Genomic DNA, 19,401 nt, shown 5'->3' with positions numbered 1-19,401 from the left:
CGGCGTCGGGCACGGTATCGGTGGCACGGAAATAGTCGTTCAGCGCGGTCAGGTTCTGGAAGTAGAGCGTGCTGCCGAACGCGGGCTCCTCGAAGCGGAAATAGATGAGCGCGCTGTTCACGCCGCGCTGGGCCGCCTCGACCGTCCCGTGTGCGCCCAGCGGATCGTCGTCGGCGCCCAGCACGTAGCAGTCGCGCGGGTGGAACGGGATCAGCAGCGGCGCGCGCGGGGTCAGCCGCACCTGCATCTGCAGGCGGTGGAGATCGGCCTCCGACGTGCGCAGCGCGATGACGTGGCGCCCGACGACGCTTTCTGCCTCCAGCCGCAGCACCTCATGCTGTTCGGGGGCGAGCTTGCGGACCTTGAACCCGCCATCGGGGGTGTAGGCCGCGCGCAGGGCCAGCCCGCCCTTGTCCGGGCGGCGGATGATCAGCCAGACCGAGTCCGCGCCCTGGCAGATGTCGACCGACAGGTCGCCGAGGCCGAACCGGTCGAGCCGCTTCATCGCGCCGCCCATCAGTTCCTCGCGCAGGCCCAGCACATAGGCGCTGACGCCCGGAATGTCCTCAGGGGGCTTGACGATCTCCAATACCGTCGATGACATAAATCCCATCCTCCGGAACCAAATCCGTTAACGCATGTTGTCCTAAGTGACTGAAATTACGTCACTATCTGGCACAACTCGACAGCGACCCGTTGGTTCATGCGATGCGGCGAACGGCGCGTCGCGCGTTGTGGACGGCATGGCAGGGAAGGCTGGAGCATCGATGGGCAGTTGGACCGACGATTATGGTGCGCGGCCGCGCATCGCGCTGGTGCTGGGTGGGGGCAATGCGCTGGGTGCGTATCAGGCCGGCGTGTTCGAGGCCCTGCAATCGGCAGGCATCGTGCCGGAATGGATCGCGGGCACGTCGATCGGGGCGGTCAACGGCGCGCTGATCTGCGGCAATGCACCCGAGGCACGGCTGGACCGGTTGCGCGACTTCTGGCGGCCGGCGGAAGGCGCCATATCGCCGACCGGGCCCGGAGAGACGGCGCGGCGGACCGCCAGTGTCGCGGAGGCCATGTTATGGGGGCGCGGCGACGTGTTCGCGCCACGCGGCCCCGGTACGTGGCCGATGGGTACCCAGGCGCTGTACGATTCGTCACCGCTGGGGCGGGGCATCGCGCGGCTGGTCGATATCGATCGGCTGAATGACGGCGGGATGCGCTACGCCACGGTGGCGGTCGATCTGAAGACGGGGGTGGAGCGCGTGTTCGACACGCAGGGCGGCCGCGTCGGCGTCGATCATGTGCGGGCAACCGGTGCCCTGTTGCCGCTGTTCCCGCCGGTCAGCGTCGATGGCCGCGATCTGGTCGACGGGGGTACCGCGTCGAACCTGCCGGTCGATCTGGTGCTGGCGGAGCCGGGCGAGGGCGCGTTGCTGTGCATCGCGGTCGACCTGTTGCCGCTGGAGGGCGGTGCGGCGCGGACGCTGGGCGATTCGTTGCAGCGGATGCAGGACCTGGCCTTTGCCTGTCAGGCGCGGCGGGCGATCGCCGGGTGGCAGCGCGACTATGACCTGCGTGCACGAATACCCGGCGAGACGCCGCGCACGGTGACGTTGATCCACATGGCTTATGGCGGCGAGGAGCGGGAAGTGTCGGGCAAGGCGCTGGACTTCTCCGCGCGCTCGATCGGCGAGCGGTGGACACGCGGCGCGCGCGACATGCACCATGTCATCGCGCAACTGGATGCGGGCGAGATCGCCACCGGCCGGTCCGGGCTGACCGTCTACCGCTTTCAGGATGGCGAGCGGCGGGAAGGCTGATCCCGGATCGTCAGGTGACGATCGGATGGCGGCCGCGCAGATCGTCGAGCGTGCGTTCCACCGCGGCATTCTCGCCCGCGGTGCCGGCGGGGGCGAGCGACCAGTTGCAATGGGGATGCGTCTCGGCACTGTAGACGCGTACATCGCCCAGCACGATCCGCCAGCGACGGCGGGTGCCACCCACCTGTTTCACGAGCGTTGAGAGCAGGATGTCGAGAAGGTCGTCGCGGGTCATGCTGGGGCGCGTTAGCCCCATCGGCGCCGTCAGGGAAGCGGGCATGCGAAAGGGACGGACAGTAACAAAAATTGTCATGTTCCATCCTTGTTCCGCAGGAACAAAGAGCGTACATAGCGGTCAGCAATTGAACGTAGAAACAGCATGCTCTAGCGAAGGGAGCTTCTGATGGCCGCCAATCTGAAAGTGATCGATACCGGCATGGCAACCCTCAATGCAGACCGGCAAAAGGCGCTAGACGCCGCGCTGGCACAGATCGACCGCGCCTTCGGCAAGGGCTCCGCGATGAAGCTGGGGCAGAAGGAAGCGATGCAGGTCGAGGCGATCTCGACCGGTTCGCTCGGTCTCGACATCGCACTCGGCGTCGGCGGCCTGCCGCGCGGTCGCGTGATCGAGGTCTATGGCCCTGAATCGTCGGGCAAGACGACGCTGGCCCTCCATGTCATCGCCGAGGCGCAGAAGAATGGTGGCACCGCCGCCTTCGTCGACGCCGAACACGCGCTCGACCCGGTCTATGCCAAGAAGCTGGGCGTCAACATCGACGAGCTGATCGTGTCGCAGCCCGACACGGGCGAGCAGGCGCTGGAGATCACCGACACGCTGGTCCGCTCCAACGCGATCGACGTGCTGGTGGTCGACTCGGTCGCGGCACTGGTGCCGCGCGCGGAAATCGAGGGCGAGATGGGCGACAGCCATGTCGGCCTGCAGGCGCGCCTGATGTCGCAGTCCCTGCGCAAGCTGACCGGTTCGATCAGCCGTTCGCGCTGCATGGTGATCTTCATCAACCAGCTGCGCATGAAGATCGGCGTGATGTACGGTAACCCGGAGACGACGACGGGCGGCAACGCGCTGAAATTCTATGCGTCCGTTCGTCTCGACATCCGCCGCACCGGCGCGATCAAGGACCGCGAGGAAGTGACCGGCAACGCGACCCGCGTGAAGGTGGTGAAGAACAAGGTCGCGCCGCCGTTCAAGCAGGTCGAGTTCGACATCATGTACGGCGAGGGTATCTCCAAGATCGGCGAGATCCTCGATCTGGGCGTGAAGGCCGGGCTGGTCGAGAAGTCGGGTAGCTGGTTCTCCTACGACTCGGTGCGGATCGGGCAGGGGCGCGAGAACGCCAAGACGTACTTGCGTGAAAACCCGGAAATGGCCGACCGGCTGGAACGCGCCATCCGTCAGCGCACCGACAAGGTCGCCGAGGAGATGATGACCGGCCCGGATGCCGAGGACGACGCCTGAGGGCGGCCCGCGCCTCTCGACAAGGGGCGCGGCATGTCATCTTGCATCATGCCGATGCCGACATGAGAAGGGCCTGCCGATCCGGCGGGCCCTTTGTCGTTTCGGAGACGGAGGGGCCGCGGCCCTTATCCCCGAACAGGAGAATGGAGCGCATGACCGGACGATCCGAATGGCAGTCCCGTGTGGGTCGGGTATGGGCGCAGGAATGGCGCCGTACCGATCGCGCGCTGGCGGGCGTGGCCGAGCGGCTGGATGCGGCAATCGCGGCGGTTGCGCCACAAAGCGGCCATGCCGCCGATATCGGCTGCGGCGCGGGCAGCACGACGCTGGCGCTCGCCGCGGCACGACCGGATCTGCGGGTCACCGGGATCGACCTTTCGCCCGATCTGCTCGGCACGGCTCGGGAACGTGGTGAAGGACATGGCAATGTCGCCTTTGTCGAGGGCGACGCGTTGGCGGTCCTGCCGACGCTGGCGCCGCTCGACCTGATCGTGTCGCGTCACGGCGTGATGTTCTTCGACGATCCGGCTACGGCCTTTGCCCGAATGCGCTCGGCGATGCGGCCGGGCGCGCCGCTGGTCTTTTCCTGTTTCCGGGCGCGGGCGGAGAATGACTGGGCGGTGGCGCTCGACGCGGCGGTGGGCGGCGGGCCGGCTGTGGCCGCTGGCTATACGCCCGGCCCGTTCGGGCTGGCCGATCGCGGGTTTACGCAGGACATGCTTGGCCGGGCCGGATGGGCGGACATCCGCGCGGCGGCACATGACGTCGCCTACCGCGTCGGCGGGGGAGACGATGCGGTGGAGGACGCACTCGGCTTCTTCGCGCGGATCGGCCCGGCGGCGACGCCGCTTGCCAATGCGGCCCCGGCGGAGCGTTATGCGCTGGAAGCGCGTTTGCGCTCCCTGCTCCATCCGCGCGTCGTGGACGGGGCGATCGATTTCACCGCGGCCATTTGGATCTGGACCGCGACAGCAGGGGAGGCCGCATGATCGTCGTCCATCATCTGGAAAACAGCCGCTCGCAACGCATCCTGTGGATGCTGGAGGAGCTGGGGCTGCCCTATGAGGTGAAGCGGTACGAGCGGGACCCCAAGACGATGCTGGCGCCGCGTGAGTTGCGCGCGGTCCATCCGCTGGGCAAGTCGCCGGTGATCCAGGATGACGGCGCGGTGGTCGCGGAAACCGGGGCGATCGCCGAATATCTGGTGGAAAAGGCGGACGGGCGGCTGGGCGCGCCGTCGCACCGCGAGGCGGCGCTGCGCTATCGCTTCTGGCTGCACTATGCCGAAGGCTCGCTGATGCCGCCGCTGCTCTTGCTGCTGGTGCTCGGGCGTATTCCGCTGATGGGCAAGGCCGCGATCAGGCGGGTGCAGCCGATGCTGGACCGGCATCTGGACTATGTGGAGGCGGAGCTGGCGCGGCGCCCGTGGTTCGCCGGCGACCAGATGACGGCGGCCGACATCATGATGAGCTTTCCGCTGGAAGCGGCGCGCAAGCGTGGCGGCCTGAACGAAAGCCGCCCGGCGACGATGGCGTGGCTGAACAAGATCCATGCCCGGCCAGCCTATCAGGCGGCACTGGCGAAGGGCGGCCCCTACACCTTCGCCTGACCCGCTCTAGCGGCCGATATCGCGGAAGCTGTCGACGTCCTTGGCGGGGCCGTGGCCGGATGGCGCGTGCAGCGGTTCGATCTCCGCGGGCTCCAACGGATCGAGCCCGCCCTCCCATTTCGACACCACGGTGGCCGCAATCGCATTGCCGAGGACGTTGGTGGCGGAGCGGCCCATGTCGAGGAAGTGGTCGATGGCGAGGACGAGGAGGAGTCCGGCCTCGGGGAGGTCGAACTGTGCCAGCGTGGCGGCGATCACCACCAGGCTGGCACGCGGTACGCCCGCTATCCCCTTGGACGTGATCATCAATGTCAGCAGCATCGCGATCTGCGTGCCGAGCGTCAGGTCGATGCCGTAGGCCTGCGCGATGAACAAGGACGCGAAGGTCATGTACATCATCGAACCGTCGAGATTGAACGAATAGCCGAGCGGCAGCACGAAACTGGCGATGCGCGGCGGTACGCCGAACCGGTCGAGCGCCTCCAGGGTGCGGGGAAAGGCGGCCTCGGAAGAGGCGGTGGAGAAGGCGAGGAGTGCCGGGTCGCGGACATAGCGCAGCAGCAGGCGGATGCGCGGGCCGACGAGAAGGAAGGCGATGCCGATCAGCACCGCCCACAGCACGGCAAGGCCGACATAGACCGAACCCATGAAATAGGCGAGGCGGCCGATCACGCCGGGCCCCTGTTCCACCAGGGTCGCCGCCACCGCCGCGAACACCGCAACGGGGGCGAAGCGCATAACATAGTCGGTGATCTGGAGCATGACCGCGACCAGCGCCTCGGCCGCCTTCACCAGCGGTGCGGCACGCTCGCCCACCGCGGTGATGGCGACGCCGGCGAAGACGGAGAAGACGACGATCTGGAGGATGTCGTTGGTCGCCATCGCGTCGATGATCGAGGTCGGGAAGATGTGGGTGATGACCTTGGCGGCATCGAACGCGGTCTTGTCGAGGCCGCTGCCCTGGCCGGCGGGGGGAAGCGGCAGGTTGAGCCCGACGCCGGGTTGCAGCAGGTTGACGAGGATGAGCCCCAGGGTCAGCGACAACAGGCTGGCGCTGACGAACCACAGAAGCGACTTCAGCCCGACGCGGCCGAGCGCGCCGGTGTCGCCCATATGCGCGATGCCGACCACCAGCGTGCCGAAGACGAGCGGCGCGATGATCATCTTGATAAGGTGCAGGAAGATCGTGGTCAGCACCGAGAACCAGCCGGCGATCGCCTTCAGCCGCGCGGCCGAGGCCGGTGTCCCGTCCGACAATCCCGCATTGATCGCCCAGCCGACGACGAGGCCGAGAACCAGCCCCAGAAGGATGAACCGCGTCAACCGCTTCGCCAAGATACACGCTCCCCGGAAATACAGGCCCGCTACCAAGGGGATTGCGGGGCTGCGGTCAAGAACCGTATCGCTTGGGCCATGCCCGCTGTTCTTTCCCGCCGGACGCTGATCGCCGGTGCCGCCACCCTGCCGCTGCTCGCCCGACCGGGGCTGGTGCGCGCGGCCGACACCGACCTGTCGACGCTGCGCGACATGACGGTCAGGGCCGGGCCGATCGATGCGGCGGAGCGCGCCGCGCGGCTGGCGCGGGCGCAAGGATTGATGCGCGCGAACGGGATCGGCGCGGTGTTGATCGAGCCGGGATCGTCGCTGGTCTATTTCACCGGTGTTCGCTGGGGGCGGAGCGAGCGGCTGACCGCGGCGGTGCTGCCGGTGGAGGGGCCGCCGTGCATCGTCACGCCGTTCTTCGAAGAGCCGTCGGTGCGCGAAACGCTGGGCGTGCCGGCGGAGGTGCGGGTGTCGCAGGAGGATCAGGACCCGCTGGCGGTGGTCGCCGGTTACTTGCGCGACCGCAAGCTGGCGGCGGGCGCGGTCGGGATCGAGGAAACGGCGCGCTTCTTCGCGTTCGACGGGCTGGCGCGTGCACTGCCGGAGGCGAAGCTGGTGTCCGCCAATCCGGTGGTGCGCGGGTGCCGGATGGTGAAGACGCCGGCCGAGATCGCGCTGATGCAGATGGCGACGGACGTGACGATGGCGGCGTATCGCTTCGTCTTTCCGCGCGTCGAGGCGGGAATGACCGGGCCGGACATCGCAGCCCTGATGAACGCCGCGACGCGCGCGCTGGGCGGCAGTCCGGAGTTCAGCCTGGTGCTGGTCGGCGAGGCATCGGCCTATCCCCACGGATCGAAACAGGTCCACCGCGTGGGTGAGGGGCAGGTGGTGCTGATGGATTGCGGCTGCACCGTGCAGGGTTATCAGTCGGACGTGTCGCGCACCTGGGTGCACGGCACCGCCAGCAAGGCGCAGCGCACCGTGTGGGAACAGGTGGCACAGGCGCAGCAACTGGCCTTTGCGACCGCCAAAGTGGGCCTGGCCGCCGGGCAGGTGGACGATGCGGTGCGGCGCTTCTACGCGAAACTGGGTTACGGCCCGGATTACAAGCTGCCGGGCCTGTCGCACCGGACGGGGCACGGCATCGGCATGGACGGGCACGAACCGGTCAATCTGGTGCGCGGAGAGGCGACGCCGCTGGCGCCGGGCATGTGCTTTTCGGACGAGCCGGGGCTGTACCTGCCGGGCAAGTTCGGGGTCCGGCTGGAGGATTGTTTCTACATGACCGAGGCGGGGCCGCGCTGGTTCAGCCAGCCGCCACACGACCTGGACCAGCCGCTGGGCGGGCACCGTTTGCCGCCGGCGAACGCGCCGCGCTGATCGCCCTCACCCTTTCGCGGCTTTGCCGCTCCCTCCCTCTCCCGGTGGGAGCGGGAAGGGGCCCGTCGCCAAGGGCACGGGCGCGTCCCGACGGGCACCGCAAAACGTGCCTTGGCACGTTTTCAAACAGCCTCTAAGCCGCTGTCCCATGACCTCGACCAACGACATCCGCCGCGGCTTTCTCGACTATTTCGGTGAACAGGGGCACCAGATCGTGCCGTCCGCGCCGCTCGTGCCGCAGAACGACCCGACGCTGATGTTCGTCAATGCGGGCATGGTGCCGTTCAAGAACGTGTTCACCGGCCTGGAATCGCGGCCTTATTCGACGGCCACCAGCTCGCAGAAATGCGTCCGTGCCGGTGGCAAGCATAACGATCTGGACAATGTCGGCTACACCGCCCGGCACCACACCTTCTTTGAGATGCTGGGCAATTTCTCGTTCGGCGATTATTTCAAGGAACAGGCGATCACCCATGCCTGGACGCTGCTGACCAAGGTCTGGGGCATTCCCGCCGAGAAGCTGACCGCCACCGTCTACCACACCGATGACGAGGCGTTCGACCTGTGGAAGAAGATCGCGGGGCTTCCCGATCACAAGATCATCCGCATCCCCACCAAGGACAATTTCTGGGTGATGGGCGAGAACGGGCCGTGCGGGCCGTGCTCGGAAATCTTCTACGATCACGGCGAACATATCTATGGCGGCCCTCCTGGCAGCCCGGAGGAGGATGGCGACCGCTTCGTCGAGATCTGGAACCTCGTCTTCATGCAATATGAGCAGGAAGCCAACGAGATCATCGGCGAGCTGCCCAAGAAGTCGATCGACACGGGCATGGGGCTGGAGCGTGTCGCGGCCGTGTTGCAGGGCGTGCACGACAATTACGATACGGATACGTTCAAGGCGCTGATCGCGGCGTCGTGCGACCTGACCCATACCAGGGCGGAAGGCGCGCAGATGGCGAGCCACCGCGTCATCGCCGACCATCTGCGCTCGGCGGGCTTCCTGGTCGCGGACGGCGTGCTGCCCGCCAATGAGGGGCGCGGCTATGTGCTGCGCCGGATCATGCGCCGCGCGATGCGCCATGCGCACCTGCTGGGCGCCAAGGAGCCGCTCATGCACCGGCTGGTGCCCGCGCTCATCACCGAAATGGGCGCGGCATATCCCGAGCTGTTCCGTGCACAGCCGCTGATCGAGGCGACGCTGCGGCAGGAGGAGACCCGGTTCCGCCAGACGCTGGACAAGGGGCTGAAGCTGCTCGACGAGGCGACCGCGGGCATGGACGAGGGCGCGACGCTGGCCGGCGAGACCGCGTTCAAGCTCTACGACACCTATGGCTTCCCCTATGACCTGACCGAGGATGCGTTGCGCGCACAGGGTCTGGCGGTCGACCGCGCCGGTTTCGATGCGGCGATGGCCGAGCAGAAGCGTGCCGCGCGCGCCGCATGGAAGGGGTCGGGCGCCAAGGCGTCGGACGACCTGTGGTTCGACATCGCCGAGGAAACGGGGTCGACCGAGTTTCTGGGCTATGCCTCCGACACCGGCGAGGGCGAGGTGCTGGCGCTGATCAAGGACGGTGCGCGCGTCGATCGTGCGACCACCGGCGATACGGTGGCGATCGTCGTCAACCAGACGCCCTTTTATGGCGAGAGTGGCGGGCAGGTGGGTGATGCCGGCACCATCTCCAACGATGCCGGCCTGCGCGCTGCGGTTACCGATACGTCCAAGCAGCTTGGCCGGGTGTTCGTGCATCACGCGCAGGTCGAGGCGGGCGAGATCAAGGTCGGCGATCCCGTCAAGCTGGCGATCGATGTCGCACGCCGTGCGCAGATCCGCGCCAACCACTCCGCGACGCACCTGTTGCACGAAGCCCTGCGCGAGCGGCTGGGCAGCCATGTCGCGCAAAAGGGCTCGCTGGTCGCCCCCGAGCGGTTGCGCTTCGACTTTTCGCAGCCGGTCGCGGTGGGCGCCGAGGACATCGCGGTCGTCGAGGCGGCGGTCAACGCGCAGGTGCGTGGCAACGGATCGGTGACCACCCGGCTGATGACCCCGGATGATGCGATCGCAATGGGTGCGATGGCGCTGTTCGGCGAGAAATATGGCGACGAGGTTCGCGTCGTGTCGATGGGCGAGGACGCCGACGGCACCTATTCCATCGAACTGTGCGGCGGCACGCATGTCGGCGCGCTGGGCGAGATCGGGCTGTTCAAGATCGTGTCGGAGGGCGCGGTGTCGAGCGGCGTGCGCCGTGTCGAGGCGCTGACCGGCGAGGCGGCGCGCAGCTATCTGTCGGCGCGCGACGAAAAGCTGCGCGAGGCGGCGACCGCGCTGAAGACGGCGCCCGACGATGTGCCCGCGCGCGTCGCCGCGCTGATCGAGGAGCGGCGCCGGCTGGAGCGCGAACTGGCCGAGGCGAAAAAGGCGCTGGCGATGGGGGGCGGTGCCGCTGGCCCGGTCGGCCCCGAGCAGATCGGCGACGTGGCGTTCATCGGGCAGGTGCTCGACGGGTTCGAGGCCAAGGGGCTGCGCGGCGCGGTGGACGAGGCCAAGCAGCGGCTGGGCTCCGGCGTGGCGGTGATGGTCGCGGTGAACGATGGCCGCGCTTCGGTGGCGGTCGGTGTGACCGACGATGTCGTCGGTCGCCTCAACGCGGTGGATCTGCTGCGCCGGGCCGTGGCGGCACTGGGCGGGCAGGGCGGCGGTGGCCGGCCCGACATGGCGCAGGGCGGCGGGCCGGACGGCGCCAAGGCCGCCGAGGCGCTGGATGCCGTTCGGGAGGCGCTGGCGGGGTGAGGATGGTCTGACGTCCGCAGGTCCGCGGACGCCTTTCGGGAAGAAGGTGGGATGCGGCACTGGACGTTGGGATTGATCGGCCTGTGGGCGGCGGGAGCGGTGGCGCAAACCACGCCCCCGGCCGCGCCCCCGAATGCGCCGGCACCGCTGAAGAGCGACGAACTGGTCGTCACCGGCCGGCGTGCGCCGGACAAGGCCGAACTGCGCCGGCAGGTCGATGGCGTGGCCGGTCATCCCGGCTTCGACAAGCCGCTGGCGCGGTTCATCGAGCCCGTCTGCTTGGGCACGATGGGCCTTGGCGCCGATACCGGTGCCGCGATCCTGGACCGGATGGTGCAGGTGGCCGAAGCGGCCCGCGTGCCGATGAACGGCAAGGCGACATGCAGTCCCAACGTGCTGGTGCTGTTCATCGATGACAGCCATGCCGGGGTGGAGCGGATCGCCAAGCGCACCTCCGGCCTGATGCGCAGCCTGTCCTATTACGAGGTCAAGGCGCTGTTGAAGGAGCCGGGGCCGGTCTATGCGTGGAGCGCGGTGGAAACCCGCTCGCGCGATGGGGACCGGATGGCGGTCGATTTTCCGGGCGACGTGCCGCAACTGAAGGTGTCGACCGCGACGCGCACCGCTCTGCCGATCCGGCAGGACATGCTGTCCTCCGTCGTCATCATCGAGCGCAAGGCGGTGGCGGGCAAGCTGGTAACGCAGATCGCCGACTATGCCGCGATGCGCGCCTTTGCCGAGACGAAGCCGCGGCGCAAAGGGGATGCCGCAACGATCCTGTCGCTGTTCGACGAAGGCGTGGTGGCGCCGGTCGAGATGACCGCCTTCGACCGCGGCTATCTGCGCGGCGTCTATAGCGGGGCGCCCAATCAACTCCCCGGCTTCCAGATCGGGGGCATGGCGCGTGCGATCGGCGAGGAAATGATCAAAGAGGACGCAGGCCCTTGAATGCAACCGGCCGACCCGGCGCCCGCCCGGGCCAGCGCGACCTGACGAGCGGGCCGATCGGCCGCTCGCTGCTGCTGTTCGCACTGCCGACGCTCGGCTCCAGCATCCTGCAGTCGATCAATGGATCGATCAATGCGGTGTGGATCGGCCAGTTTCTGGGCGAACGCGCGCTGGCGGCGACGACGAACGCCAATCTGGTGCTGTTCCTGCTGGTGTCCGCGGTGTTCGGTTTCGGCATGGCGGCGACGATCATGATCGGGCAGGCCGCCGGGCGTGGCGATATCGAGGGCGTGCGCCGCGTGTTCGGCACCACGCTGGGGCTGTTCGCGGTGCTGTCGACGCTGGTGGCGGTCGTCGGGTGGCTGGCGGCGCCTGCGATCCTGACCACGCTCGGCACGCCGACGGAGGCCTATCCACTGGCGCTGGCCTATCTGCGGGTCATCTTCGTCTCGATGCCCACCGGGTTCCTGTCGGTGCTGGTCAGCATGGCGCTGCGCGGCACCGGCGATGCGATCACCCCGTTGAAGTTCCTTGCGCTCGGCGCGGTGCTGGATGCCGGGTTGAACCCGCTGCTGATCGTCGGGGTCGGGCCGTTCCCGGAACTGGGCATCACCGGCTCGGCGCTTGCCACGGTGATCGCCAACACGCTGTCCTTCGTGGCGATGCTGGTCTTTGTCTATCGCCGCGATCTGGTGGTGCGGCTGCGGGGGCCCGAATGGCGCTACCTGCGGCCGGACCCTGCGCTGTTGAAGCCGCTCGTCACCAAGGGGATACCCATGGGGTTGCAGATGCTGGTCGCGACCGGATCGGCGCTGGCGATGATCGGGCTGGTCAATCGCCAGGGTACGACCATCACCGCCGCTTACGGCGCGGCCAGCCAGCTATGGACCTATATCCAGATGCCCGCGATGGCGGTGGGCGGCGCGGTCAGCGCGATGGTGGCGCAGAATATCGGCGCCGGCCGCTGGGACCGGGTGGAGCGGGTCAACCGGTCCGGCGTGATCCTGAACCTGATCCTGACCGGCGGCCTGGTCGCGGCGGTCGCGGCCGCCGACCGGCACGTGCTGTGGCTGTTCCTGGGCAGCGACGGCGATGCTGTGGGGGCGGCGACGCGGATCAACCTGATCGGATCGGCCAGCTTCATCCTGTTCGGCGTATCGATCGTGCTGTCCGCCACGATGCGTGCGAACGGCGCGGTGGTGGCGCCGCTCGTCATCCTGGCGGTGGCGTTGTTCCCGGTGCGCCTCGGCCTGGCCTATGCGCTGACCCCCGCCTGGGGGGCGGATGCGATCTGGTGGAGCTTTCCGGCAGGCTCGCTGGCGTCGATGGTGATGACCATCGGCTATTACCGGCACGGCAACTGGAAAAAGGGCAGGCCGCTCGCACCACCCGAGGCCGAGGAGCAGGCCATGGCCTGCGAGGAACCGACCGCCAAGAAGATGCCGGTCGGCTGACCTGCGCGCGCGCCGTCAGTCGCGCGGTGCCATCACCTCGATGATGCCGGGGGCGACCTTGGCGGTGACGGGGGTACGGGCGAGCACCTCGCCGTCGATGGAGATCGGCAGGCGCGGTTCGGTATCGATGCGCAGGGACTTGGCCCGGAACTCGCGCACCTCTTCCTTGCGCGCCTCGCTGCGGAAGATGCTCGCCGTCCAGTTGGCGATCAGGCGGCGTTTCACATGGCCGCACACCGCCTGCACGACGATCTCGCCCGAATCGACCGAGGCCGATTCCACCAGTTCGGTGCCGCCATGATAGGGCCCGTTGGAGATGCGCACCTCCACCACGCGCAGCCGTTCCGCACTGGCCCCTTCGCCGACGATCAGGGTGAACGGCCGGAACCGCATGAACTGGTACGCCGCCCAGCCGAGATAGCCGACGCGGCCGAACACCTTTTTCAGATTGTGCGGCACCGTCTCGGCGATCTTGGGGCTGATGCCCATCGCCGCGCAATTGGCGTAGTAATCCTTGTCGATCATGCCCAGATCGATCCGCCTGGGCGCGCCGTTCCGGATCACGTCGATCGCGCCGTCGACCGTCAGCGGGATGTTGAGCGAACGGGCAAAGCTGTTCGCGGTGCCGAGCGGCAGCACGCCCAGGATCACGTCATGCCCGACCATCAGGTCGACCAGCCCGCTGATCGTCCCGTCGCCGCCGCCCAGGATCAGCAGATCGGGCTTGGCCGACAATACGTCCTTGACCACCCGTTCCAGGTTCTTGGGGTCGTCCACCGCGCGGGCATCTACCTGATAAGGCAGGCCGGACATCGCCTGGCAGGCGCGCTTGAACAGCTTCTGCCCCTTGCGGGACTTGGCATTGACGACCATCGCGGCCGACCGGATTTCCCTCAAGACCAATTCCTTTCGGGCGCGCAACGCTTGGCAAGTGCTCCGCGATCCCGCAAAGCATGACGATGACCGCCGCCTATCCTGCGCTTCGCCTGCGCCGTACGCGCGCCTCGGCATGGAGCCGCCGGCTCCATGCCGAAACCGTCCTGACCCCGGCCGATCTGATCTGGCCGTTGTTCATCACGCAAGGGCAGGGGGTGGAGGAGCCCGTCGCCAGCCTGCCGGGCGTGTCCCGCTGGTCGCTGGACGGCATCGTGGCGCGGGCGCGCGAGGCGCGGGACCTGGGCATTCCGTGCCTGGCGCTGTTTCCCAACACGCCGCCGGAGCTGCGCTCGGATGCGGGCGAGGAGGCGCTGAACCCCGACAATCTGATGTGCCGCGCCGTCCGCGCGATCAAGGATGCGGTGCCCGATATCGGCCTGCTGACCGATGTCGCGCTCGATCCCTATACCACCCATGGTCATGACGGGCTGGTCGATGCCGCGGGCTATGTGGAGAACGACAGGACGGCGGACGCGCTGGTGCAGCAGGCGCTGACCCAGGCGCGCGCCGGGTCCGACATCATCGCGCCTTCCGACATGATGGACGGCCGCATCGGCCTGATCCGCGGCGCGCTGGAGGCCGAGGGCTTCCACAATGTCCAGATCATGTCCTACGCCGCCAAATATGCCAGCGTCTTCTATGGCCCGTTCCGCGATGCGGTGGGCAGCCGCGGGCTGTTGAAGGGCGACAAGAAGACCTACCAGATGGACCCCGCCAATGCCGAGGAGGCGCTGCGCGAGGTGGCGCTGGACCTGGGCGAGGGCGCGGACAGCGTGATGGTCAAGCCGGGCCTGCCCTATCTGGACATCATCCTGCGGGTGAAGTCCGAGTTCCAGGTGCCGGTCTTCGCCTATCAGGTGTCGGGCGAATACGCGATGATCGAGGCGGCGGCCGCCGTCGGCGCGATGGACCGCGACGCGCTGGTGCTGGAGACGCTGATGGCATTCAAGCGTGCCGGGTGTTCGGGCGTGCTGACCTATCATGCGGCGCACGCCGCGCGGCTGCTCGGCGCGTGAGCGAGGCGCCTGTGGCGGGCGTGTCGGTGGCGGACGCCGCCGCAGGTCCCGCCCCCATGACCACCGCCATGTCGCGGCCGGTGCACGCGCTGTTCGTGGCGACGATCCTGGCGGGATCGTTCCTGCTGTTCCTGGTCCAGCCGATGGTGGCGCGCATGGCGCTGCCCCGGCTGGGCGGGGCACCCGCCGTGTGGAACTCGGCGATGCTGGTCTATCAGGCGCTGTTGCTGGGCGGCTATGCCTATGCGCACGGGCTGGCGCGGTTCCGGCCGCGGGTGCAGGCGGGCATCCATCTGGGGCTGCTGGCGATCGCGGCGTTGTGGCTGCCGATCGGGCTGGTCGCGGGCGATCCGCCGGCCGATGCCGATCCCGCCGTGTGGGTGCCTTGGCTGCTCGGCCTGTCGATCGGGCCGCTGTTCTTCGCCGTGTCGGCACAGGCGCCGCTGATCCAGCGCTGGTTCGCCGCGGCAAGCGGTGGGCGGGACCCTTATGCGCTTTATGCCGCGTCCAATCTGGGCAGTTTCGGCGGGCTGATCGCCTATCCGCTGCTGGTGGAACCTTCGCTGGCGCTGAAGGGGCAGAGCCTGGTCTGGACGATCGGCTACGGCGCGCTGGTGCTGCTCGTCGCCGCCTGTGCGCTGCGCCTGCCGCCGCGCGCGGTGGCGGAGGCGCAACATGCGGTCACGCCGCCGGCCACACCGCGCCGTATCGCCTACTGGATCGCGCTGTCGCTGGTCCCCTCGGGCCTGATGCTCGCGACCTCCACCTATATCACCACCGACATCGTCGCGATGCCGCTGTTGTGGGTGCTGCCATTGGGGCTCTACCTGCTCAGCTTCACCATCGCCTTCGCCGCGCGGCGCGGCGCGGCCGACATGGTCACGCGGATCGCGCCGGTGACGCTGCTGCTGTTCGGCGGCGTCATCATGGCGGGCTATCACCAGCGGCCTTATTTCAATGCGGGCATCGCGCTGCTGTTGCTGTTCATGGTGTCGGTGGCGCTGCACACCGCATTGTTCCGCGCGCGACCGGCGCCGGACCGGCTGACCGGGTTCTATCTGGCGATGTCGGCGGGCGGGGCGCTGGGCGGGGTGTTCGCCGGGCTATTGGCGCCCGTGCTGTTCGACTGGACCTATGAATATCCGCTGCTGATCCTGGCGGCGGGGATGCTGGTGCCGCAACAGTTTCTGGCGGTGCCAATCCACCGGCTATGGGCACGCCATGGCCGTGCCATGCTGATCGGGCTGGCGCTGATCCTGGGCGTCGGCATCAACGTGGCGGTGCTGCGTACCGACGGGTTGACCGGGGCGGCGAACGGTATCGCCTTCCTGATGCTGGCGACGCTCGGGCTGCTGACGATCGGCGCGCGTGCGGGCTATGTCCTGCTGCTCGCCAGTGCGCTGGTCGTGTTCGGCGGCTACCGCGCCATCGCGCTCAGCCTGGATGCCGGCGCGCGGACGCGCAGCTATTTCGGCGTCTACACGGTCAATATCCGTCCCGACCGGCGCGAGCTGGATCACGGCACCACCGTGCACGGCGTGCAGCTTCGCGGATCGCCGGCGCGCGAGCGGCAGCCGACGACCTATTACGCGCCCGGCTCCGGCGTGGGGCAGGCGATGCTGCTGGCGCCGACCCTGTACGGCGCCGGCGCGCGCATCGGCGTGGTCGGGCTGGGGACGGGAACGCTCGCCTGTTACGCCCGGCCGGGGCAGAGCTGGCGCTTCTACGAGATCGATCCCGCCGTCATCCGTATCGCGCGCGATACCGGGCAATTCAGCTATCTGTCGCGCTGCCTGCCGCGGCCGACGATCCTGCTGGGCGATGCGCGGATCAGCCTGGCGCAGGCCGCACCCGACAGCCTCGACCTGCTCGCGCTCGACGCCTTCTCGTCCGACGCCATTCCGATGCATCTGATGACGCGCGAAGCGTTCCAGACCTATGCGCGCGTCCTGTCCGACCGCGGCATGCTGCTCGTCCACATCTCCAACCGCTTTCTCGACCTGGAACCCGTGGTCGCTGCCGCGGCCCAGAGCGGGGGGTGGCATGCCATGCAGTTGAACTACAATCCTTCCACGCTGGATGCCGATGCATCGGCATCCTTGTGGATCGCCCTGTCGCGGGACCGGGCGGTGATCGACACGCTGGCCGACCGCAATCCGGGCTGGGCGCCGATCGCGAACACCGGGCATGTGCCGGTGTGGACCGATGATTATTCAACCATCCTGCCGCTGATCCGGGGGTTCTAGGGTCAGGCGGCGGGCAGCCCGGCTTGCAGGCGGTCGATCGTCGCGCTCTGCCGCGTGCCCTCGGCGGCGGCGCGGGTCTTGAGCGCGGTGAGCGCGGGATAGTCGGGCGCCAGTTGTGCGGCACGGTCGATCGCGGCCTCGTCGATCGTGGTAACCAGCGCGGAGAGTTGCGCGCGGCGATCGTCCAGTTGCGCCAATCCCGCCTGCGCGTTCAGCCACGGCTCGCTGCCGACCGCCTGGCCACGCGCCGCGCGTGCCTGAGTCTCGACCTGCCGTGCTTCGGTATCGAAGTCGCGGGCCAGGGTATCCAACTGGCGGCTCCATTCGGCGATACGCGCGTCGAGCGCCGGATCGGGGCGGATTTCCACCGGCTTCACCTCGGGTTCGGCGAAACCCAGTTTCTCGACCGGGCGCACGCCCAGCGAGGGATAGACGGTGTCGTCCTTTGCGCAGGCGGCGAGCGACAGGCTGAGCGATAAAGCCAGGGCGAGGGGGCGGGGCGACGGCATCATCCCTTGTCCGTAGAAAAGTGAAGAAAGTCGAGCAACACTCTTGCGTTCGTTTCCGCCCGCTTCTAAGAGCCCACCTCCACAGCGCGCCCGTAGCTCAGCTGGATAGAGCATCAGACTACGAATCTGAGGGTCGGACGTTCGAATCGTTCCGGGCGCGCCAGTGGAAAAACAGGTCCCAAGCGACCCATGCGCGCCCGTAGCTCAGCTGGATAGAGCATCAGACTACGAATCTGAGGGTCGGACGTTCGAATCGTTCCGGGCGCGCCATTCACCAGACAGCATCGACCGAATGGCCCCTCCCGCGCCGCAGGAAGGGCCTTCTCGCGATTACCGACCGTAGATGCGGTCCAGCATGCGCGACACGGTGACCAGTTGTGCGGCGGCGGGATCGAAGCGCGCGCCACCGGCGAGTCGCCGTGCCCAGTCGGCGCCAGCGCGGCCACCCCATTCCTCCGGCGGCCGGCTGAGCGTTTCGCGCTGGGTGCCGCGATAGCGCTCCGCCACGAAGTCGTAGAAGGAACCATCCACGTTGCGCAGCGCCGCGCCGCCATGCGTGCCGTAGAAGGCGGCGCTGATCTCCGCATCGCGACCGGCATGGAGCCGCCAGGAGCAGGTGAGGCGCACGACGGTGCCGGTTGGCAGCACGATGCTGGCGGTGGCGAAGTCCTCCACGGCCTCCGCTGCGGGGGGAAGCAGGCGCCCGTCCGCGAACAATTGCGCGGTGACCGCGGGATCGCCCTCGGGAAAGCCCAGCGCCCAGAGCGCCAGATCGACCAGATGCACCCCGAGATCCATCACGCAACCGCCACCCGATTGCGCACGGTCGTAGAACCACGGCTTGTCCGGGCCATAGGCGTTGTGAAAGACGAGATCGACCGCCTGGACATGGCCGAGCGCGCCCTCCGCCAGCAGGGCGCGGATCGCCTGCATGCCGGCGGTGAAGCGGTAGGAGAAGTCCACCGACAACAGCCGGTCGGCGGTGCGGGCCGCCTCCACCACGCGGGCCGCCTCGGCGGCATCGCGGCCGAGCGGCTTCTGGCAGAACACCGCCGCGCCGGCATTCAGCGCGGCGATCGACTGTTCGGCATGGAGCGCACTGGGCGTGGCGATGACGACGCCGTCGACGCCGGCCGCCAGCATCGCCTCCAGCCCGTTCACCACTTGCGCGTCCGGCGCCAGCTTCGCCGCCTCAGCGATCATGTCCGCGGACGGATCGGCGATCGCCGCCGCCTCCACCAGCCCCGTCTCCAGCATCGCCTGCATCCGGTGCCGCCCGATCCACCCGACCCCGAGAAAGCCGATACGCGGGCGGTTCATGCGGCGTCTCCGAACGCTATCAATGCCTTGACGAACCCTTGCGGCTTGTCGCGGGTCGCGGCGATCGCCTCGCCCAGTTGCGTGAGCGGATAGCGGTGGGTGTAGAGCGGAGCGGGATCGATCCGCCCGCTCGCCACCGCCTCCACCGCTTCGCGCAGGCCCCGCATCTGCACCGCGGGGTCGCGTTCATGCGCGTTGATGACGTCGATGCCTTTCCAGTTCCAGTCCTGCATGTTCACTTGGCGCGGCCCGTCCTGATGATAGCCGGCGACGATCAGCTTGCCGCCGAAGCCGGTGATCGCGCTGGCGAGATCGAGCGGCCACTGCTTGCCCACCGCCTCGATCACCCGGTCGCACAGCGCCTCCCCGGTCAGGCGCTTCACCTCCTCGATAATCGCCCAGTGGTCGTGCATCGGGATCGTCTCTGCCGCACCATAATGCCACGCAAGCGCCAGTGACTCGTCGCGGCGCGAGATCGCGATGACGCGGGCGCCGGCGTCCGTGGCGAGGCGGGTGAGTATCGCGCCGAGGAAGCCGATGCCGACGATGGCGACGGTGTGGCCTGGGCGGATGTCGGA

Annotated in this window: 16 protein-coding genes, 2 tRNA genes and 1 pseudogene; 12 read left to right on the top strand and 7 right to left on the bottom strand. The window is 68.2% G+C overall.

Annotated features, from left to right (window positions below; translation table 11 throughout):
• Nucleotides 1–604: pseudogene (locus OXR08_RS17450) on the bottom strand (hypothetical protein); the annotation flags it as partial.
• A gap of 163 nt (nucleotides 605–767) precedes the next feature.
• Between OXR08_RS17450 and OXR08_RS17445 the strand changes: the two are divergent.
• On the top strand, nucleotides 768–1,811 hold the full coding sequence (locus OXR08_RS17445; RefSeq protein ID WP_267351785.1) for a patatin-like phospholipase family protein: 1,044 nt from the start codon (nucleotides 768–770) through the stop codon (nucleotides 1,809–1,811).
• 10 nt (nucleotides 1,812–1,821) lie between these two features.
• Here the strand turns inward: OXR08_RS17445 and OXR08_RS17440 are convergent, their stop codons facing one another.
• Nucleotides 1,822–2,046, bottom strand: coding sequence for a hypothetical protein (locus OXR08_RS17440; RefSeq protein WP_112383518.1), 225 nt, complete (start codon nucleotides 2,044–2,046; stop codon nucleotides 1,822–1,824).
• A 168-nt stretch (nucleotides 2,047–2,214) separates the two neighbouring features.
• Between OXR08_RS17440 and recA the strand changes: the two genes are divergently transcribed.
• The 3 genes from recA to OXR08_RS17425 all read left to right on the top strand — a co-directional run bounded on the left by recA (nucleotide 2,215) and on the right by OXR08_RS17425 (nucleotide 4,897).
• Nucleotides 2,215–3,288 carry a recombinase RecA gene (gene recA, locus OXR08_RS17435; protein WP_112383519.1) on the top strand — a complete coding sequence of 358 codons (1,074 nt, stop codon included), beginning with the start codon at nucleotides 2,215–2,217 and terminating at the stop codon, nucleotides 3,286–3,288.
• Nucleotides 3,289–3,440: 152 nt separating this feature from the next.
• Complete coding sequence (locus OXR08_RS17430) at nucleotides 3,441–4,277, top strand: class I SAM-dependent methyltransferase (RefSeq protein WP_267351782.1); 837 nt, start codon at nucleotides 3,441–3,443, stop codon at nucleotides 4,275–4,277.
• Nucleotides 4,274–4,897, top strand: a complete 624-nt coding sequence (locus tag OXR08_RS17425; RefSeq protein WP_267351780.1) for a glutathione S-transferase family protein — start codon at nucleotides 4,274–4,276, stop codon at nucleotides 4,895–4,897. The genes OXR08_RS17430 and OXR08_RS17425 overlap by 4 nt, the downstream gene beginning before the upstream one ends.
• Before the next feature lie 6 nt (nucleotides 4,898–4,903).
• On the opposite strand, the gene OXR08_RS17420 is transcribed toward OXR08_RS17425, so the two are convergent.
• A complete protein-coding gene (locus tag OXR08_RS17420; RefSeq protein ID WP_149681819.1) occupies nucleotides 4,904–6,232 on the bottom strand; it encodes a dicarboxylate/amino acid:cation symporter in 1,329 nt (442 codons plus the stop codon).
• 78 nt (nucleotides 6,233–6,310) lie between these two features.
• Here OXR08_RS17420 and OXR08_RS17415 point away from each other — a divergent pair, with 78 nt between their 5' ends.
• The 4 genes from OXR08_RS17415 (at nucleotide 6,311) to OXR08_RS17400 (ending at nucleotide 12,796) form a co-directional block, all read left to right on the top strand.
• Nucleotides 6,311–7,603: a Xaa-Pro peptidase family protein gene (locus OXR08_RS17415; RefSeq protein WP_267351777.1), complete on the top strand. Its 1,293-nt coding sequence runs from the start codon at nucleotides 6,311–6,313 to the stop codon at nucleotides 7,601–7,603.
• 148 nt (nucleotides 7,604–7,751) lie between these two features.
• Entirely contained in the window at nucleotides 7,752–10,394 is a 2,643-nt protein-coding gene (gene alaS / locus OXR08_RS17410) for an alanine--tRNA ligase (protein WP_267351775.1), read from the top strand.
• Nucleotides 10,395–10,445: 51 nt separating this feature from the next.
• Complete coding sequence (locus OXR08_RS17405; protein ID WP_267351773.1) at nucleotides 10,446–11,342, top strand: hypothetical protein; 897 nt, start codon at nucleotides 10,446–10,448, stop codon at nucleotides 11,340–11,342.
• A complete protein-coding gene (locus tag OXR08_RS17400; protein WP_267351771.1) occupies nucleotides 11,339–12,796 on the top strand; it encodes an MATE family efflux transporter in 1,458 nt (485 codons plus the stop codon). The genes OXR08_RS17405 and OXR08_RS17400 overlap by 4 nt, the downstream gene beginning before the upstream one ends.
• Nucleotides 12,797–12,811: 15 nt before the next feature.
• Here the strand turns inward: OXR08_RS17400 and OXR08_RS17395 are convergent, their stop codons facing one another.
• Nucleotides 12,812–13,669, bottom strand: a complete 858-nt coding sequence (locus OXR08_RS17395; RefSeq protein ID WP_267351791.1) for a diacylglycerol kinase family protein — start codon at nucleotides 13,667–13,669, stop codon at nucleotides 12,812–12,814.
• An 86-nt stretch (nucleotides 13,670–13,755) separates the two neighbouring features.
• Between OXR08_RS17395 and hemB the strand changes: the two genes are divergently transcribed.
• Together hemB and OXR08_RS17385 are read left to right on the top strand one after the other, a co-directional pair.
• Nucleotides 13,756–14,748 (top strand): porphobilinogen synthase, encoded by a 993-nt coding sequence (hemB, locus tag OXR08_RS17390; RefSeq protein WP_267351789.1) that lies wholly within the window; start codon nucleotides 13,756–13,758, stop codon nucleotides 14,746–14,748.
• A 68-nt stretch (nucleotides 14,749–14,816) separates the two neighbouring features.
• Nucleotides 14,817–16,994, top strand: coding sequence for a fused MFS/spermidine synthase (locus tag OXR08_RS17385; protein WP_267351787.1), 2,178 nt, complete (start codon nucleotides 14,817–14,819; stop codon nucleotides 16,992–16,994).
• Between the two features lie 2 nt (nucleotides 16,995–16,996).
• Here the strand turns inward: OXR08_RS17385 and OXR08_RS17380 are convergent, their stop codons facing one another.
• Entirely contained in the window at nucleotides 16,997–17,506 is a 510-nt protein-coding gene (locus tag OXR08_RS17380; protein ID WP_267351769.1) for a hypothetical protein, read from the bottom strand.
• A gap of 83 nt (nucleotides 17,507–17,589) precedes the next feature.
• Here OXR08_RS17380 and OXR08_RS17375 point away from each other — a divergent pair.
• Nucleotides 17,590–17,666: transfer RNA gene (locus OXR08_RS17375), tRNA-Arg, on the top strand.
• A 30-nt stretch (nucleotides 17,667–17,696) separates the two neighbouring features.
• A tRNA-Arg gene (locus tag OXR08_RS17370) sits at nucleotides 17,697–17,773 on the top strand.
• A gap of 60 nt (nucleotides 17,774–17,833) precedes the next feature.
• Here the strand turns inward: OXR08_RS17370 and OXR08_RS17365 are convergent.
• Together OXR08_RS17365 and OXR08_RS17360 are read right to left on the bottom strand one after the other, a co-directional pair.
• Nucleotides 17,834–18,823 carry a Gfo/Idh/MocA family oxidoreductase gene (locus tag OXR08_RS17365; protein ID WP_267351767.1) on the bottom strand — a complete coding sequence of 330 codons (990 nt, stop codon included), beginning with the start codon at nucleotides 18,821–18,823 and terminating at the stop codon, nucleotides 17,834–17,836.
• A partial coding sequence (locus tag OXR08_RS17360; RefSeq protein ID WP_267351766.1) for a zinc-binding dehydrogenase occupies nucleotides 18,820–19,401 on the bottom strand: 582 nt, incomplete at its 5' end. The genes OXR08_RS17360 and OXR08_RS17365, both read right to left, overlap by 4 nt.

It is taken from the genome of Sphingomonas sp. GM_Shp_2, assembly GCF_026540875.1.
GTDB classification, from domain to species: Bacteria; Pseudomonadota; Alphaproteobacteria; order Sphingomonadales; family Sphingomonadaceae; genus Sphingomonas; species Sphingomonas carotinifaciens.
The sequence above is the reverse complement of the archived record's forward strand: the minus strand, read 5'-3'. Positions and strand labels throughout refer to the sequence as shown.